Raw genomic sequence first — 15,682 nt, 5'->3', positions numbered from 1 at the left:
GTCGAACAAAAGATGGTGAAACGCGCGCGCCCTCGTCAAACCTTCGACACCGTTGGAAGTGGAGAGGATCTGACCCGTAAAAGTTTCAGGCGCACATCGAAAGTTACAAAGCTCGTACGTCGTTCACGGTCAGAAGAACGCTTGAATGCCCGTTTGCGCGCGGCCGAGGATCAGCGCGTGGATATCGTGCGTGCCTTCATACGTATTGACTACTTCGAGGTTGACCAGATGACGCGCCACGCCGAACTCGTCCGAGATGCCGTTGCCGCCGAGCATGTCGCGCGCAAGCCGCGCGATTTCCAGCGCCTTGCCGCACGAGTTGCGCTTCATGATCGAGGTGATCTCGACTGCCGCCGTGCCTTCGTCCTTCATGCGGCCAAGGCGCAGCACGCCTTGAAGGCCGAGCGTGATCTCGGTCTGCATATCAGCAAGCTTCTTCTGAATCAACTGATTGGCGGCAAGCGGACGGCCAAATTGCTTGCGATCGAGCGTGTATTGACGCGCGGTATGCCAGCACGCTTCTGCCGCCCCGAGCGCGCCCCACGAGATGCCATAGCGCGCCGAGTTCAAACAGGTGAACGGACCTTTGAGCCCGCGCACATCCGGCAGCATGTTTTCCTCAGGGACGAACACTTCGTCCATCACCACTTCGCCGGTAATCGATGCACGCAATCCGACCTTGCCGTGAATCGCGGGCGCGCTGAGTCCCTTCCAGCCTTTCTCCAGAATGAAGCCGCGAATCTGGTCCTTGCCGTCTTCCTCCAGCTTCGCCCAGACGACGAAGACATCCGCGATCGGCGAGTTCGAGATCCACATCTTCGTGCCGGACAGCGAGAAGCCGCCATCGACCTTCTTCGCGCGTGTGGTCATGCTGGCCGGATCGGAGCCCGCGTTCGGCTCGGTCAGGCCGAAGCAGCCGATCCATTCGCCGCGCGCGAGCTTCGGCAAGTACTTTTGCTTTTGCGCCTCGCTGCCGAAGGTGTAGATGGGCACCATCACGAGTGACGACTGCACCGACATCATCGAGCGATAGCCGGAATCCACGCGTTCGACTTCGCGCGCGATCAGGCCGTAGCACACGTAATTGAGGCCCGGTCCGCCGTATTGCTCGGGAATCGTCGGGCCGAGCAAGCCGAGTTCGCCCATCTCGCGGAAGATCGACGCATCGGTTTTTTCCTCGCGGAACGCCAGCGTCACGCGCGGCTGCAACTTGTCCTGCGCGTACGCGCGCGCGGCATCGCGCACCATGCGTTCGTCTTCGTTGAGTTGATGATCCAGCAGCAGCGGGTCTTCCCAGTTGAATGCGGCGTCGGCCATGAGCGTTCTCCTGTGGCAATCGTTAGGGCGCGTGAAAAGCATCGGCTTGACACGAGTTCCGCCTGGCGGAACAATGTTTTGAAAATCACGGGCCAGTCTAGCATTCGATGTCTTCACGCTCCAACCCGACGAATCCCGCATCTAACCCATCTTCGTCCGATGCCATCGACGAGCGCAAGTTCGTGGTCGCGCTCGCACGCGGCCTTGAATTGCTGCGCGTGTTTCGTCCCGGCGAGACCTTGCTCGGCAATCGCGATTTCGTCGAACGAACGGGTTTGCCGAAGGCGACCGTCAACCGTCTCGCCTACACGCTCACGACGCTAGGCTATCTGCGTTTCGACGATGCCGCCGGCAAATACGCGCTCGACACTGGCGTGCTGTCGCTTGGCTTCACGTTGCTGGCCGGTGCCGACACGCTGGAACTCGCGCGTCCGCACATGCGCACGCTTGCGCGCGAGATTGGCGCGGCGGTATCGCTCGCCTGCCGCGACGGTCTGGACATGATCTATCTGGAGACGATCCGCAGCGAAACCGCGCTGACGCTCGGCCTGGCGCCGGGATCGCGTTTGTCGATGCTGACGAGTTCGATGGGCCGCGCGTATCTCGCCGTGCAGGAACCGGACGCGCGTGAAACGCTGCTCAACGAACTGGCATCCGAAGGAAACGAAAACGAAGTGGAAGCCGCCCGCCAATCGATCGAAGACTTCGCCCGCGATGGCTGCTGCTATTCCTTCCGCGAGTGGCACGAGGACGTCAACGCCGTCGCCGCGCCTTTGCGCGATGTCCGTCATGGCCGATGGCTCGTGCTGTCGAGCAGCGGACCGGCATCGTCGATGGATGAGGCTTACTTTCGCGAGACGATCGGACCGAAGCTCAGGACGCTGGCCGCGCGTCTCGCATAAAGAAGAAAACTAGAGCACGGTCCGCACGTGCCATAACTCGGGAAACAGCACGACATCCAGCATCTTGCGCAGATAAGACGCGCCCGCCGTGCCGCCCGTGCCCTGCTTCATGCCGATGATGCGTTCCACCGTCGTCACATGCCGGAAGCGCCATTGCCGGAACGCGTCTTCCAGATCGACGAGTTCTTCCGCCATTTCGTAAAGCTCCCAATGCGCCTTGGGATCGCGATACACCGCGAGCCATGCCGCTTCGACGGATTCGTCGTAGAGCGTGGGCTGCGTCCAGTCGCGCGAGAGCCGCGCAGGGTCGATCGCGAAGCCGCGCCGCGCGAGCATGCGGATGACTTCATCGTAGAAGGAGGGCGCTTCTAACGCCGCGCGCACCGCGTCATGCGTTTCCGCGCGGTGCTCGTGCGGCTTGAGCATCTGCACATTCTTGTTGCCCAGCATGAACTCGATCTGCCGATATTGATGCGATTGAAACCCCGACGACGAACCGAGATAAGGCCGCATCGCCACATATTCGGAAGGCGTCATGGTCGCGAGCACGCTCCACGCTTGCACCAGTTGCTCGAAGATACGCGACACGCGCGCGAGCATCTTGAACGCAATCTGCGATTCATCGCGCGTGACCGCCGCCAGCGCGCCGTGCAACTCGTGCAGCGCGAGCTTCATCCACAGTTCGCTGGTCTGATGCTGCACGATGAAAAGCATCTCGTCGTGTTCCGGCGAGCGCGGATGCTGCGCGTTCAGGAGCGAATCGAGCGAGAGGTAATCGCCGTAGCTCATCGATTTCGAGAAGTCGAGCTTGGCGTCGTGCCAGCCTTTTGTGTCGTCGCTCATGATCGAATCCCTCACGTCACCGAGGCGCGTTCGGCGAATTGCGGCGCGCGCCAGCTTTCGGTCGCGAGCACGTCGCGCAGCACTTCCACGGCGTCCCAGACATCGACGAAACGCGTGTACAAAGGCGTGAAGCCGAAGCGCAGAATACGTGGCTCGCGATAATCGCCGATCACGCCGCGCGCGATCAGCGCCTGCATCACCTCATAACCGTTCGGATGCTCGAAGCTCGCCTGCGAGCCGCGCCGCGCGTGGTCGCGTGGCGTGGCGAGCGTCAGCGGAAACGCGCCGCAACGCGCTTCCACCAGTTCGATGAACAGATCGCTCAACGCCAGCGACTTGCGGCGCAAGGTCTGCATATCCGTTTGCAGGAACACGTCGAGCCCGCATTCGACCAGCGCCATCGAGACGATCGGCTGCGTGCCGCACAGAAAGCGCCCGATGCCATCGTCGGGACGATACACCGGGTCCATCTCGAACGGCTTTTTGTGTCCCCACCAGCCCGACAGCGGCTGCGAAAACGAATTCTGATGATGTTTCGGCACCCAAACGAACGCAGGCGAACCCGGCCCGCCGTTCAGATATTTATACGTGCAGCCGACCGCGTAATCCGCGCCTACGCCGTTCAGATCCACCGTCACCGCGCCCGCCGAATGCGCGAGATCCCAGACCGCGAGCGCGCCCGCGCGATGAATCGTCTGTGTGAGCGCAGCCATGTCGTGCATGTGGCCGGTGCGGTAGTTGACGTGCGTGATCATCGCGATTGCCGTGCGTTCGTCGATGGCGGATGAAAGCTCGGAAGGATCATCCACCAGACGCAACGCATAGCCGCGATCCAACTGCGCGATCAAACCCTGCGCGATGTACAAATCCGTCGGAAAGTTCGAACGTTCGGAGACGATCACGCGCCGCTTCGGATCGCGCTCGTTCGCGAGCTTCAGCGCCGCCGAAAGCACCTTGAACAGGTTCGACGAAATCGTGTCCGTGACGACGACTTCATCCTCGCCTGCGCCGATCAGCGGCGCGAGCTTGTTGCCGAGTCGCTTGGGCAGCGCGAACCAGCCGGCGGTGTTCCAGCTTCGGATCAGGCCATCGCCCCATTCCTCGGCGATCACGGCGGCGGCGCGCGCGGCGGCGGCTTTCGGCGGCACGCCGAGCGAATTGCCGTCGAGATAGATCACGCCATCGGACAGCGCGAACTGATCGCGCAGGGCGTTGAGCGGATCGTCACGGTCCAGTGACACGGCTTCGTCACGATGTTTCATCGAAAAGTCCCTATATTCGGAGATGATTCACGCCAGCGAGCGCAGCACGGCGCGCACCGGGCTGGCATCGAGCGAGGCCAATTTGAGCGGCAGCGCGATCAGTTCATAGTCGCCCGGCGCGATGTCGTCCAGCACGAGGCCTTCGAGAATCGCCATGCCGTGCGCGCGGATGCGGTGATGCGCGTCCATCGTTTTCGACTCCTGCGGATCGAGCGAAGGCGTGTCGATGCCGATCAGTTTCACGCCACGGCTCGCCAGCAGGTCGATGGTCTGCGGCGCGACCGCGCAGAAATCGCTGTCCCACGCGTGATGCGGCGCGCGTTCGTAAGTACGCAGAAGCATGCGCGGCGGGGCATCGTCGAGAAAAGCGGCGATGTGTTCGGGCAGCACAAGCGGCCGCGCGCCGATGCAATGCACGACCCGGCACGCGCCGATATACGTATCCAGCGCGACCGCGCCGATGGCCGCGCCGTCGCGGTCGTAGTGGAGCGGGGCATCGGCATGCGCGCCGGTGTGAGGCGACAGCGTGAGCCGCGCGACGTTCACCGGCGAGCCCGCTTCCATGCGCCACACGCGCTCGATGCGCACCGGCGTATCGCCCGGCCAAACCGGCGTGCCGGTGTCGATCGGCGGCGAAATGTCATAAAGCTTCATGGCGCGCCTAGCAGAAAGCGTGAAGATGCGTCAAATCATAGCCGTGTTATCTCGAAAAGTGATTGCAAAATAACCACCCGAAAACGCTGTACTTAGAACATAATTCGATGAAAGGGGCTTGGGGAGCTAAGAATGACCGGATTCACGCTCGATGCTACGGATTGCCGGATTCTGGCGGTACTGCAGGAAGATGGGCGGATCAGCAACCTGGACCTGGCGGAGCGCATTTCGCTGTCGCCGTCGGCGTGCCTGCGCCGAATGAGGTTGCTCGAAGAGGAAGGGGTCATCGCGAGTTATCGCGCGTGTCTGGACCGGGAACGGCTGGGCATCGAACTGGAAGCGTTCGTGCATGTGTCCATGCGCAACGATCAGGACAACTGGCATGAGAAGTTCGCATCCGCCGTGCGCGAGTGGCCGGAAGTGGTCGGCGCGTTCGTCGTGACGGGCGACACGCATTACGTGTTGCGCGTGCTGGCGCACAACCTCAAGCACTACTCGGATTTCATTCTCACCAAGCTGTACAAAGCGCCGGGCGTGATCGACATCCGCTCGAATATCGTGCTTCAGACCATGAAGGACGATGCGGGCGTTCCCGTCGCGCTGATCGAACAGCCGGACCGGCTTGCGTCGAACAAAGGCTAAAGCGGCGTCAAGACTTGAGCGATCCGAGCGTGTGAAACTCGCCCGCGTGAAAGACCAGCGGCGCGGCGAGTTCGCTCGCGCTGCGCACGCCGCAGCGTTCCACTTCGCCCACGAAGATCACGTGATCGCCTTCGTCGTAGCGGCTGCGGTTATGGCATTCGAACCACGCAATCGCGCCGTCCAGCACCGGCATGCCCGAATCGCCCGCCGCGTGCGAGACGCCCGCGAAACGGTCGCCCTTGACCGTGGCGAAGCGCCGGCACAGATCGAGCTGCGTCGCGGCCAGCACGTTCACCACGTAATGACTGTTCGAGCGGAACACCGGCATGGATGCCGATTTGGTCGCGAGACTCCACAGCACGAGCGGCGGGTCGAGTGACACCGAATTGAACGAACTCGCCGTGATACCGATGAGTTGCCCCGACTCCGTGCGCGTGGTGATGACCGTGACGCCGGTCGCGAACTGGCCGAGCGCCGCGCGGAAGTCTTTCGGATCGAAGTTCGGTGTCTTGGCGCTTGTCATTTGGCTGCTGGGCGTGCGGAGGATCGGTCTGTTCAACGAAGGCGTTTTTTGTCATGTGCCGAACCGGCCGCGCGACGCGCTGAGCACTGGTCAAGACCTTCATGTCGTACCGATTCTAGCGGAATCGGCTGTCGATAGCCGCCAAACACCCGCCGTCCGGCGGTCATTGGTCTGCGTTGTGCGCATCGGCGCACGTTTGTAAAACCCAGTAAGCTCGATGCATCGCCTGCGCTCACGGCAGGTTGAATTACGCGCATCGCGCAACCATATGGGTGATCCGCAGGCACTTCCAAAGGAGTTGGCATGACTCAGCAAAATGCGCAGACGGGACTCGAAACCGCGACGCTCGGCGGCGGTTGCTTCTGGTGTACCGAGGCCGTGTTTCTGGCGGTAGAAGGCGTGCAGTCGGTCGAATCGGGCTATGCGGGCGGCAAGGTGGTGAATCCGTCGTACGAACAAGTGTGCGATGGCGGAACCGGTCACGCCGAAGTGGTGCAGGTCGTATTCGATCCGGCCATCATCAGCTATCGCGATGTGCTCGAAGTCTTCTTCGCCACGCACGATCCGACGCAACTCAACCGGCAGGGCAACGATGTCGGCACGCAGTATCGTTCGGCGGTGTTCACGCATTCGGACGAGCAGCGCAAGACGGCGCTCGAAGTCATCGACGAGTTGCAGCGCGAGGACGTTTTTGGCGGCAAGATCGTGACGCAGGTTGTACCGCTCGACAATGACTACTATCCCGCCGAGGCGTATCACCAGAACTACTTCGCACAGCATCCGAATCAGGGATATTGCGCGGCGGTCGTCGGTCCCAAGGTCGCGAAGTTTCGCCAGAAATTCGCGCATCGGCTGAAGAAGTAACGCGTCATTCTTCTCGCGCGCGCTCGCATTCCAGCGCGATGCCGCGCGCGAGTTCGAAGCACGTCAGCGGCGCGGAGCCTTCCGCCTTGTTGTTCGCCGCGATCACCACGGGCTGGCCCGCAATCGCATAACGCGCGGCCAGTTCGGCGAGCGTCGCGCGCGTGTCCAGGTCTTCATCGACGATTCGATCGAACGGTTCGTACTTCGCCTTCGCCTGTTCGTAGCGAAAGCCGCTGTGCAGACTCCAGCGCACGATCAGCGGTCCGAGCGCGTCTTCGTCCAGCAATGCAAGCGCGTTGGCCTGACGCCGCACATCCGGCATGCGCGCGTGAATGCCGATGCAATAGCGCACCTTCGCATCCCGCAACATGCGGATGAAGCGCGGCGTGAGCATGGACGCGTCGCGTATCTCGACGGCATAGCACGCGTCGCCTGCGAGCGGCGGCAGCGCGTGCAGAAAGCCGCTCAACGGTTCGATGAAACGCGACGGCTCCACGATCATCGCATCGGGCAATGGCGAGAACTGGAACACGAGCGCGCCAGCCTTCGCACCCAGCCCGCCGATGCACGGCGTCACGAATTCATCGATGGTGATCTGCGCGTTCAGGAACGCGGGATTGTCGGCATCGGGCGTGCCGCGTTCGCCGCGCACGAAGGCATCGGTGACGGAAGCGGGCGCCTTCACGATGAAGCGAAAATGCTCCGGAACCTGCGACGCATAACGCGCGTATTCCGCGAGCGACAGCGGCGCATAAAACGAGCGATCGATGGACACACATCGCAGCAACGGATGCGCGCTATAGGCTTTAAGGCCATCGCGCGAAAGAAGCGTGTTCGAATACTCGCCGCCATACAAGATGCCGCGCCAACCCGGAAACGACCACGTCGATGTGCCGAGATGCAGCGAGCCAGGCAAGCGACGAGCGAGCGCTTCCGCTTCCGGCTGCAAGGGCGCAGGCGAAACGGAAGGCGCGCCGAACAGATCGCTCTGTTCTTCCGGCACGCCCGCCGTTTCGGAATCGCCAGGCAAGGATGGCGAGTTCAGAGCGCCTTCTCGTAGATATACCGCCGCGACCACGGCAGCGTTTTCGCGCTGCGTCCGGCCTTGCGGCAGACGACCTGATAGATCGAGACATCGTCGTTCTCGAACGCATACGCGCAACCCGCGAGATACACGCGCCAGATGCGAAAGTGCTCGTCATCGACCAGGCCTTTCGCTTCCTCGGCGCGCTCCTCGAAGTTGTTCGCCCAGATATCGAGCGTTTGCGCGTAATGGCGGCGCAGGCTTTCGACATCGACCGCTTCCAGCCCGCCGCGCTGCATCGATTCCAGCGCGAGCCCGATATGCGGCAACTCGCCATCCGGAAACACGTATTTATCGATGAACTCGCCGCCGCCGAACGAGGTTTCGCCGCTGTCGGCGTCGCTCGACGTAATGCCGTGATTCATCGCGACGCCGTCATCCACGAGCAATTCGCGAATCTTCGTGAAGTACGCGGGCAGATTCTTGCGCCCGACGTGCTCGAACATGCCCACGCTCGTGATGCGGTCGAACTGGCCCGGCACATCGCGGTAATCCTGCAGGCGAATCTCGATCTGGCCTTCGAGACCAGCGTCCTTCACGCGCTGCGTCGCGAGTTTGAACTGGTTCTCGGAGAGCGTGACGCCCACGCATTTCGCGCCGAACTTCTGCGCCGCGCGGATCACGAGCGCGCCCCAGCCGCAGCCGATATCGAGCAGACGATGCCCCGGCTCGACCTGAATCTTGGTGAGGATGTGATCGATCTTCTTGAGCTGCGCGGTTTCGAGGTCTTCGTCGCCGGTTTCGAAGTACGCACACGAGTACACCATGTTCTTGTCGAGCCAGAGCTTGTAGAACTCGTTCGACACATCGTAGTGGTACTGAATGGCCTTCTTGTCCGACGCCTTCGAGTGCGTGAAATATCGTCGCACGCGCGCGAGCTTGCTGGCGCTGGTGACCGTGCTCTTCGCCAGTGAATAGCCGATGTTGATGATATCGGTGAGCTTGCCCTCGATATCGATCTTGCCTTTCACGTAAGCTTCACCGAGATTGTCTAGACTCGGTTCGAGCAAATAGGGCAGCGCGGTCGCGCTTTTCACGTGCAGCGTGACCTGAGGCGCGGCGAAGCGTCCGAAATCATGCTGCTGCCCATCCCAAAGCACGAGGCGCGCGGGCAGATTCGCCCTGTTGCGCACTTCCTCGACCCACTCCGTCAGTTTCTTCTCCCAGAACATGCTTGCTTCTCCGCGCTAAGAAAATCAAGGGGAAGGCTCGCGCCTTCATGTTCGTTGCCGTCTTGCTGCGTTGTTTTAGATGCCCGCGCTCTTTGTGCTCTTGTGCTCTCTGTGATTACGGCGCGAGTCTCGTTATCAGCCACGGGCTGTCCGCGCTCGTGCGTGAATACACGATGCGGTCATGCAGCCTCGATGGCCGTCCCTGCCAGAATTCGATGACATCCGGCACGAGCCGGTAGCCGCCCCAGTGCGGGGGCCGCGGTGGTGCTTCGCCGAATTTCGCGATCATCTCGCGCTCGAGCGCTTCGAGCGCTTCGCGGCTTTCGATCGGCTCGCTCTGGTTCGACGCCCACGCGCCGATACGCGAGCCGAGCGGCCGTGACGCGTAGTAGGTGTCGCTTTCCTCGGCGCTCGTCTTTTCGATGCGTCCTTCCACGCGCACCTGACGTTCGAGCTCGATCCAGTGGAACAGCAGACTCGCCGCGGGATTGGCGGCAAGCTCGCGGCCTTTGCGGCTATCGTAGTTGGTGAACAGGACGAATCCACGTTCGTCGACGCCCTTGATCAGCACGATGCGCGCGGACGGCCGGCCATCCGCGCCGACGGTTGCCAGCGTCATGGCGTTCGGCTCGGGCAATTCGGCATCGAGCGCCTGCGCGAACCAGGTTTCGAACTGGCGCACGGGGTCCGGATCGACGTCGGCGGCGTCCAGTGCGCCGCGTGAATAGTTTTTGCGAAGGTCTGCGAGGGTGGTCATTTTTATGCAAACGCTACAGTCGCGTCAGTATAGCCAAGGAAAATTGTTCTTGCCCTGATTACCCCGGTGAACCTGAAAAGCGGTCAGACGATTCGTCTGCGGCTATCACGTTCAATGTATCGATAAGGCAGAATACGCAATTCGCTCGCATTTTGCATAATTGACCACGCAATGGCGAGTGTGCGATAGCTTTGTGAAAGCTTTACTTGATATACGGCAAGGCTTTTCGATTTTTATGGCTTTAGATTTGCTTTCAGTTCAGCGTTTTATTTAGGCGTGCCATGACTGTTTCGACCAAAATTCCTGCCGACGACATTGCGGACCGCGACCGCCGTTTCGGTGGCATCGCGCGGTTGTATGGTGCGCCGGCGCTCGCGGCGTTCGAGCGCGCGCATGTCGCCGTGATCGGTATTGGCGGCGTGGGATCGTGGGTCGCGGAGGCGCTGGCGCGCAGTGCGATTGGCAAGCTCACGCTCATCGATCTCGATAACGTGGCCGAGAGCAACACCAACCGGCAGATTCACGCGCTCGACGGCAACTACGGCAAGGCGAAAGTCACGGCGATGGCCGAGCGCATCCGCCTGATCGATCCGGCCTGCGAAGTCACGCAGATCGAAGACTTCGTGGAGCCATCCACCTTCGATTCCATGCTCGGCGGCGGCTTCGATTTTGTCGTCGATGCCATCGACAGCGTGCGCACGAAGACGGCGTTGATCGCGTGGTGCGTGGCGCACAAGCAGCCGTTGATTACCGTGGGCGGCGCGGGCGGGCAACTGGACCCGACGCGCATCCGCATCGACGATCTGGCCTTGACGATTCAGGACCCGTTGCTCTCGAAAGTGCGCGGACAGTTGCGCAAGATGCACGGCTTTCCGCGCGGCCCGAAGGCGCGTTTCAAGGTGAGCGCGGTGTATTCGGACGAACCGTTGATCTATCCGGAAGCGCCCGTGTGCGATGTAAGCGAAGGCGCGGAGCACTTGGAAACCGGCGCGGGATACGCGGGACCGGTCGGCTTGAACTGCGCGGGATTCGGGTCGAGCGTGTGTGTGACGGCGAGCTTCGGGTTCGCGGCTTCAGCGCATGTGCTGAAGGAACTGGCGAAGCGCGCCGTCTGATCGTGCTTGCGTCTTGCGTTTTATCGCGGCGGTCAGTTCATCGCCGCGCTCAACCTGCGCCGCCAGTGCGACACGATATCCGGCTGATTCGCCGCGAGTTCGAAGACTGACAGCATGGTCTTGCGGCCCACATCGTCCATGAAGCTGCGATCACGTTCGACGATGGCCAGTAAATGCTCCAGCGCGCCACCGAATTCGCGGCCCGCGATCAGGCGGTTTGCCAAAGCGAAGCGCGCTTCCAGATCGTCGGGATTCGCTTCGACGGCGGCATACAGCGCGTCGGCGGGCGGTAGAGCGGCGGCGGCATCGGCGGCATCGAGTTCGGTCTTCAGCGCGTTGTAGCGCGCGTCGATGCCTTGCGTCGTCTTTGGCGACAACAGCTTGTCCTCGTCCTTCGCTTCGTCGTACCGACGTTCCGCGATCAGCCATTCGATCAGGTCCATGCGCGCGTCGTCGTAGCCGGGATCGAGCGCGAGCGCGGCCTTGATCTGGTCGATGGCCTGCTTCCGGTCGCCCGCGGCCCACGCACTTTGCGCGGCCTGCCGATCCGCATCCGGTCCTGCGGGCACGAGCCGGTCGAGGAACGTGCGCAACTGACCTTCCGGCAACACACCGATGAACTGATCGACCGGGCGGCCATCCGCGAACGCGATTACATGCGGAATGCTGCGCACCTGAAAATGCGCGGCCAGTTCCTGATTCTCATCGACGTTGACCTTCACGAGCTTCCACGCGCCTGCGCCTTCGGCTTCGAGGCGTTCCAGCATCGGTCCGAGCGTCTTGCACGGGCCGCACCATGGCGCCCAGAAATCGACCAGAACAGGGGTGAGCATCGACGCGTGGATCACGTCGTTCTCGAAAGTGGCGAGGGTGGTTTCCATGTGCGTTTCTCCTGGTGCGGTGCGTCTGTCTCGATTTGCTTAGATAGGGACGTTTCGCCCGCTCTCAATACTCAATACTCAATGCTCAACGACCTGCACGCCTCATGCCTCCGGCGCGCGGTCGCTCCGGCGCGACGGCGGTAGCGGGATGAACTCCGTCTCGCCCGGCACGTGTCCCATGCGCTGCTCGCTCCACGCCACCTTCGCAGCTTCGATCTTCTCCCGCGCGCTCGACACGAAATTCCATTCGATGATGCGCGCGCCATCCAGCGGCGCACCGCCCAGAATCATCACCGATGCGCCTTCGCTGCTTTTCAGCGTGACGGGCGAGCCCGCTTCGAGCACGGCCATTTGTTGTTCGGGCACGGCTTCGCCATCGATGGCGATATCGCCTTGCACGAGATACACGCCGCGTTCCTCGTGCTCGGTATCGAGCGTGAGCGTGCTGCCCGGCGCGAAATGCGCGGCGACGTAGAGCGTCGGCGAGAAGGTGCGCGTCGGTGCTTGCTCGCCGAACGCCGTGCCCGCGATCACGCGCAGCGTCACGCCATCGCGCTCGATCTGCGGCAGCGTCGCCGCCGGATGATGCTCGAACGACGGCTCGACTTCTTCGCTCGCCACCGGCAGCGCCACCCACGTCTGAATGCCGTGCATGGTCTGGCCGCTTGCGCGTTCTTCGTCCGGCGTGCGTTCCGAATGCACGATGCCGCGCCCGGCCGTCATCCAGTTGACATCGCCGGGCGTGATCTTCTGCACGGAGCCGACGCTGTCGCGATGCATGATCGCGCCGTCGTAGAGATACGTGACCGTCGCCAGCCCGATATGCGGATGCGGACGCACGTCCAGCCCCTTGCCAGGCATGAGCGTTGCGGGACCGATGTGGTCGAAGAAGATGAAAGGCCCGACCGTGCGCGCGGCGAGCGCGGGCAGCACGCGCCTCACCGTCAGCCCGCCGATGTCGTGTTGATGAGGTTTAAGCAGCACGCGGAGCGTCGAGGGCATGGCGGTCACCGTGTCGGTAGCACGCCGGAATGACGCGCTTCGCAGCCGATTCTACCGGCGCGCGGACCGGGTTGCAGACGTCGATAAACGCAGTCGCCGGGCCTCCGGCGGCTGCAAAGCGTAGTGTGCGCATGCAGCATCGCGCAGTTCGTCAAACTTGATAAGGAGAGGAAAAAATGAGCAAGAACAAACTGTTGGTCGCTATCTCGGCAGGCATTTTCGCGGTGACGGCCGCCACCGGCGCGATTGCGCAGACGCCTTCGGGCAACTCGTCGGCGGCTGCGGGCGGCGACACCGGTTCGGCCGCACCGGATAACGCGATGAGCTCCACGCCCAAGAAGCACAAGATGCGCAAGCATTCGGGCCACGCAACCGGCGCGACCAAGAAGACGCCCGATGCCTCGACCGGCAACAACGCGGCAGGCGAGGGCGGCCAGAGCAAGTAAGCGCTCGGCCGTAACGCCAAAAGCACCGAACGCCCGTGCCGCATACAAGCGGTGCGGGCGTTCGTTTATTTCCATGACGTGCGCAGGATTTCACAATCTTGCGCATCGCCCAACGGCTACACTCGATTCCCTGTTCACGGCGTATTTCGATGAAAGGGAGCGGCGATGTCGCCAAGAGATTTGATGATCGCGATGGTGGTGATCCTCGCGTGGGGCGTGAATTTCGTCGTCATCAAGCTGGGTTTGCACGGTGTTCCGCCGATGCTGCTCGGCGCGTTGCGTTTTTCGCTCGCGGCGCTTCCCGCGATCTTCGTCAAACGCCCGCAGATTCCTTTTCGCTGGCTTTTTGCCTACGGCATCACCATTTCGTTTGGGCAGTTCGCGTTGCTGTTCTACGGCATGTCGGTGGGGATGCCCGCTGGCCTCGCCTCGCTCGTGCTTCAGGCGCAGGCGTTCTTCACGCTCATTTTCGCGGCGATGTTTCTGGGCGAGCGCATTCGCGCGGCGAATGTTGCTGGCTTGCTGATCGCGGCGGCAGGACTCGCGGTGATCGGCATGCACGGCGGCCACGCGATGACCCTCGCGGGCTTCCTGTTCACGCTCGCCGCATCCTCGATGTGGGCGCTCGGCAATGTCGCGACCAAGCGCATGGGCCGCGTCGATCTGCTGTCGCTCGTCGTGTGGGGCAGTCTGATTCCACCGTTGCCGTTCTTCGCGTTGTCGCTGATCTTTGAAGGGCCGGCGCGCATCGAGGCGAGCCTCGCGCACATTCCGCTCGTGTCGGTGGCGGCGATCATCTACCTGTCGTTTATCGCGACGATCATTGGCTATAGCTTGTGGGGAAAGCTGCTCGCGCGCTATCCGGCGGCGCAGGTCGCGCCGTTTTCGCTGCTGGTGCCGGTGATCGGCATCGTGACGGCGGCGCTCGTGCTCGGCGAGGAAATGAGCACGACGGAAATTGCGGGTGCGGTGCTGGTGATGGCGGGACTGGTGGTGAATGTGTTTGGCGGGAAGGTGGTGCAGCGGTTTGTGGCGGCGCGGTGAGTTAAAGATAATACTTGGGCAGCTTTATTGCTGCCTAAAGGCATTCGTAAAAGCATTGCACATGTGAGAAGGCAATTCTAAATAATGCTTTCGCCTTCTCTCGCTAAATTTTCAGAATAAACGTGTCCCAGGTCACTGCCAAAACTACGGTCATAGCAGTTAATATCTGTTGTCGCCTTGAGCTTTCTCTAGCAGGTGAGAGCGTCATGTCAAATGGCTCACGGTGGTACAACATGAAAAGATCGTTCTATGAAGTACATTTTCTATGAGGTAGTGCTGCCGCTGCTGTTGGTGTTGCTCGTGTATTTTCCGGGCGGCGTCACTTTGCTCCGAACGGAGGCGCATCTGTTCGAGAAAGTGTTTTCGACTGGAGACCTTCTGGGTATCGGCGTCCTCATTCTGATAAATAGCTACGTCGAGTTGGATAAGACGGAGCGGGACCTTGGAATTGACGCTTATGGTGCTTGGAAAGCATTCATTGTTCTCGCCGGCGTTTTTGTCTTCGTGGCCTATCTGTTTATCAAGGTTGGGGCGCTTCACATTAATCTTGATTCCGATCCCGTTGCGCCGTATATAACGAATTGCGCTTGGGGCAGCATGATTTGTCTAGCCTGTGCAGCGCTTATCGGCGCACTCGCGCGCTTTTTGGCCGCTAAGCGTCGTAAGGCCAACGATGAAAGGATTGGTTACTCGGCGCGCCCGCTGAAAGCGCCGATGTCGTCAACATACATGAGAGGGCATCAGTGATGGAAACAGGTTTTATCGAGCATTACGCTCCGCTCTTCCAAAACGTTGTAATGCTCGGGGCTGCGATTCTCTCCGCTTGCGCCATTTTAATGTTTTTGCGTGCCCCGACAGACCTGCGCCAAGCGGTGCAGCGCCATAACCGCGGGAAGATATCTGCCAGTCGTGCACGCTTTCGTTTCGTCGACCGTCAAGGCGTTTTGCTAGCGCTACCTGCGTGCGTCATGGTCGTGGATGCGGCATCGAATCCTGCTGATCCTTCTGCTCCGGTGCGAACGAATGGCGCTGTGCAGTCGGCGGTGGCAGCCGGGAACGCAATTCATAGCACGTCCGGCGTTGAGGGATTCAACAGGGTAATGCAGGTTTTGAGGTCATAAATCTTATGCTGGCAAGAAGGATGGATACAGATAGCAATATCGATCTCGTGCGG

General features: G+C 61.4%; 17 protein-coding genes. 7 read left to right on the top strand and 10 right to left on the bottom strand.

The window, feature by feature from the left end:
- Window positions 1-129: 129 nt before the first annotated feature.
- The gene (locus tag ACZCWR_RS15475) at window positions 130-1,317 is read right to left on the bottom strand and encodes an acyl-CoA dehydrogenase (protein ID WP_487301600.1); all 1,188 of its coding nucleotides are present in this window, start codon (window positions 1,315-1,317) and stop codon (window positions 130-132) included.
- Window positions 1,318-1,424: 107 nt separating this feature from the next.
- Between ACZCWR_RS15475 and ACZCWR_RS15470 the strand changes: the two genes are divergently transcribed.
- On the top strand, window positions 1,425-2,219 hold the full coding sequence (locus ACZCWR_RS15470) for an IclR family transcriptional regulator (RefSeq protein WP_487301599.1): 795 nt from the start codon (window positions 1,425-1,427) through the stop codon (window positions 2,217-2,219).
- A 9-nt stretch (window positions 2,220-2,228) separates the two neighbouring features.
- Here ACZCWR_RS15470 and kynA read toward each other — a convergent pair whose 3' ends face one another.
- Genes kynA through kynB form a run of 3 tightly spaced genes read right to left on the bottom strand, consistent with a single transcriptional unit; the run spans window position 2,229 to window position 4,978 of the window.
- Window positions 2,229-3,062, bottom strand: a complete 834-nt coding sequence (gene kynA / locus ACZCWR_RS15465; protein ID WP_487301598.1) for a tryptophan 2,3-dioxygenase — start codon at window positions 3,060-3,062, stop codon at window positions 2,229-2,231.
- Between the two features lie 11 nt (window positions 3,063-3,073).
- Window positions 3,074-4,324 (bottom strand): kynureninase, encoded by a 1,251-nt coding sequence (gene kynU / locus ACZCWR_RS15460; RefSeq protein ID WP_487301597.1) that lies wholly within the window; start codon window positions 4,322-4,324, stop codon window positions 3,074-3,076.
- A 27-nt stretch (window positions 4,325-4,351) separates the two neighbouring features.
- Window positions 4,352-4,978: an arylformamidase gene (kynB, locus tag ACZCWR_RS15455; RefSeq protein WP_487301596.1), complete on the bottom strand. Its 627-nt coding sequence runs from the start codon at window positions 4,976-4,978 to the stop codon at window positions 4,352-4,354.
- A gap of 132 nt (window positions 4,979-5,110) precedes the next feature.
- On the opposite strand from kynB, the gene ACZCWR_RS15450 reads away from it, so the two are divergent.
- The gene (locus ACZCWR_RS15450) at window positions 5,111-5,620 is read left to right on the top strand and encodes an Lrp/AsnC family transcriptional regulator (protein ID WP_487301595.1); all 510 of its coding nucleotides are present in this window, start codon (window positions 5,111-5,113) and stop codon (window positions 5,618-5,620) included.
- Between the two features lie 7 nt (window positions 5,621-5,627).
- Here the strand turns inward: ACZCWR_RS15450 and ACZCWR_RS15445 are convergent, their stop codons facing one another.
- Entirely contained in the window at window positions 5,628-6,143 is a 516-nt protein-coding gene (locus tag ACZCWR_RS15445; RefSeq protein WP_487301594.1) for a flavin reductase family protein, read from the bottom strand.
- A 303-nt stretch (window positions 6,144-6,446) separates the two neighbouring features.
- On the opposite strand from ACZCWR_RS15445, the gene msrA reads away from it, so the two are divergent.
- Complete coding sequence (gene msrA / locus ACZCWR_RS15440) at window positions 6,447-7,007, top strand: peptide-methionine (S)-S-oxide reductase MsrA (protein WP_487301593.1); 561 nt, start codon at window positions 6,447-6,449, stop codon at window positions 7,005-7,007.
- Window positions 7,008-7,011: 4 nt separating this feature from the next.
- Here the strand turns inward: msrA and ACZCWR_RS15435 are convergent, their stop codons facing one another.
- The 3 genes from ACZCWR_RS15435 to pdxH all read right to left on the bottom strand — a co-directional run bounded on the left by ACZCWR_RS15435 (window position 7,012) and on the right by pdxH (window position 10,020).
- Window positions 7,012-8,052 (bottom strand): DUF72 domain-containing protein, encoded by a 1,041-nt coding sequence (locus tag ACZCWR_RS15435; RefSeq protein ID WP_487303345.1) that lies wholly within the window; start codon window positions 8,050-8,052, stop codon window positions 7,012-7,014.
- Window positions 8,049-9,263 carry a class I SAM-dependent methyltransferase gene (locus ACZCWR_RS15430; protein ID WP_487301592.1) on the bottom strand — a complete coding sequence of 405 codons (1,215 nt, stop codon included), beginning with the start codon at window positions 9,261-9,263 and terminating at the stop codon, window positions 8,049-8,051. Before ACZCWR_RS15430 ends, ACZCWR_RS15435 begins: the two co-directional genes overlap by 4 nt.
- 115 nt (window positions 9,264-9,378) lie before the next feature.
- A complete protein-coding gene (gene pdxH / locus ACZCWR_RS15425; RefSeq protein WP_487301591.1) occupies window positions 9,379-10,020 on the bottom strand; it encodes a pyridoxamine 5'-phosphate oxidase in 642 nt (213 codons plus the stop codon).
- A 281-nt stretch (window positions 10,021-10,301) separates the two neighbouring features.
- Between pdxH and ACZCWR_RS15420 the strand changes: the two genes are divergently transcribed.
- Window positions 10,302-11,135: a tRNA threonylcarbamoyladenosine dehydratase gene (locus ACZCWR_RS15420; RefSeq protein ID WP_487301590.1), complete on the top strand. Its 834-nt coding sequence runs from the start codon at window positions 10,302-10,304 to the stop codon at window positions 11,133-11,135.
- 32 nt (window positions 11,136-11,167) lie between these two features.
- Here the strand turns inward: ACZCWR_RS15420 and trxA are convergent, their stop codons facing one another.
- A complete protein-coding gene (gene trxA, locus ACZCWR_RS15415; RefSeq protein WP_487301589.1) occupies window positions 11,168-12,016 on the bottom strand; it encodes a thioredoxin in 849 nt (282 codons plus the stop codon).
- Between the two features lie 102 nt (window positions 12,017-12,118).
- Window positions 12,119-13,018, bottom strand: coding sequence for a pirin family protein (locus ACZCWR_RS15410; protein ID WP_487301588.1), 900 nt, complete (start codon window positions 13,016-13,018; stop codon window positions 12,119-12,121).
- A 176-nt stretch (window positions 13,019-13,194) separates the two neighbouring features.
- Between ACZCWR_RS15410 and ACZCWR_RS15405 the strand changes: the two genes are divergently transcribed.
- The 3 genes from ACZCWR_RS15405 to ACZCWR_RS15395 all read left to right on the top strand — a co-directional run bounded on the left by ACZCWR_RS15405 (window position 13,195) and on the right by ACZCWR_RS15395 (window position 15,255).
- On the top strand, window positions 13,195-13,464 hold the full coding sequence (locus tag ACZCWR_RS15405; protein ID WP_487301587.1) for a hypothetical protein: 270 nt from the start codon (window positions 13,195-13,197) through the stop codon (window positions 13,462-13,464).
- 165 nt (window positions 13,465-13,629) lie between these two features.
- The gene (locus ACZCWR_RS15400) at window positions 13,630-14,508 is read left to right on the top strand and encodes an EamA family transporter (RefSeq protein ID WP_487301586.1); all 879 of its coding nucleotides are present in this window, start codon (window positions 13,630-13,632) and stop codon (window positions 14,506-14,508) included.
- 249 nt (window positions 14,509-14,757) lie between these two features.
- Window positions 14,758-15,255: a hypothetical protein gene (locus ACZCWR_RS15395; protein ID WP_487301585.1), complete on the top strand. Its 498-nt coding sequence runs from the start codon at window positions 14,758-14,760 to the stop codon at window positions 15,253-15,255.
- Window positions 15,256-15,682 lie beyond the last annotated feature (427 nt).

The organism is Caballeronia sp. A2-2 (assembly GCF_057612605.2).
This window is presented reverse-complemented; position numbering and strand designations above follow the sequence as displayed.

Excerpts from the sequence above, each read along its gene's own strand:
- ACZCWR_RS15475 (WP_487301600.1), bottom strand. The coding sequence starts at position 1,317 with ATGGCCGACGCCGCATTCAACTGGGAAGACCCGCTGCTGCTGGATCAT.
- ACZCWR_RS15470 (WP_487301599.1), top strand. The coding sequence starts at position 1,425 with ATGTCTTCACGCTCCAACCCGACGAATCCCGCATCTAACCCATCTTCG.
- kynA (WP_487301598.1), bottom strand. The coding sequence starts at position 3,062 with ATGAGCGACGACACAAAAGGCTGGCACGACGCCAAGCTCGACTTCTCG.
- kynU (WP_487301597.1), bottom strand. The coding sequence starts at position 4,324 with ATGAAACATCGTGACGAAGCCGTGTCACTGGACCGTGACGATCCGCTC.
- kynB (WP_487301596.1), bottom strand. The coding sequence starts at position 4,978 with ATGAAGCTTTATGACATTTCGCCGCCGATCGACACCGGCACGCCGGTT.
- ACZCWR_RS15450 (WP_487301595.1), top strand. The coding sequence starts at position 5,111 with ATGACCGGATTCACGCTCGATGCTACGGATTGCCGGATTCTGGCGGTA.
- ACZCWR_RS15445 (WP_487301594.1), bottom strand. The coding sequence starts at position 6,143 with ATGACAAGCGCCAAGACACCGAACTTCGATCCGAAAGACTTCCGCGCG.
- msrA (WP_487301593.1), top strand. The coding sequence starts at position 6,447 with ATGACTCAGCAAAATGCGCAGACGGGACTCGAAACCGCGACGCTCGGC.
- ACZCWR_RS15430 (WP_487301592.1), bottom strand. The coding sequence starts at position 9,263 with ATGTTCTGGGAGAAGAAACTGACGGAGTGGGTCGAGGAAGTGCGCAAC.
- pdxH (WP_487301591.1), bottom strand. The coding sequence starts at position 10,020 with ATGACCACCCTCGCAGACCTTCGCAAAAACTATTCACGCGGCGCACTG.
- ACZCWR_RS15420 (WP_487301590.1), top strand. The coding sequence starts at position 10,302 with ATGACTGTTTCGACCAAAATTCCTGCCGACGACATTGCGGACCGCGAC.
- trxA (WP_487301589.1), bottom strand. The coding sequence starts at position 12,016 with ATGGAAACCACCCTCGCCACTTTCGAGAACGACGTGATCCACGCGTCG.
- ACZCWR_RS15410 (WP_487301588.1), bottom strand. The coding sequence starts at position 13,018 with ATGCCCTCGACGCTCCGCGTGCTGCTTAAACCTCATCAACACGACATC.
- ACZCWR_RS15405 (WP_487301587.1), top strand. The coding sequence starts at position 13,195 with ATGAGCAAGAACAAACTGTTGGTCGCTATCTCGGCAGGCATTTTCGCG.
- ACZCWR_RS15400 (WP_487301586.1), top strand. The coding sequence starts at position 13,630 with ATGTCGCCAAGAGATTTGATGATCGCGATGGTGGTGATCCTCGCGTGG.
- ACZCWR_RS15395 (WP_487301585.1), top strand. The coding sequence starts at position 14,758 with ATGAAGTACATTTTCTATGAGGTAGTGCTGCCGCTGCTGTTGGTGTTG.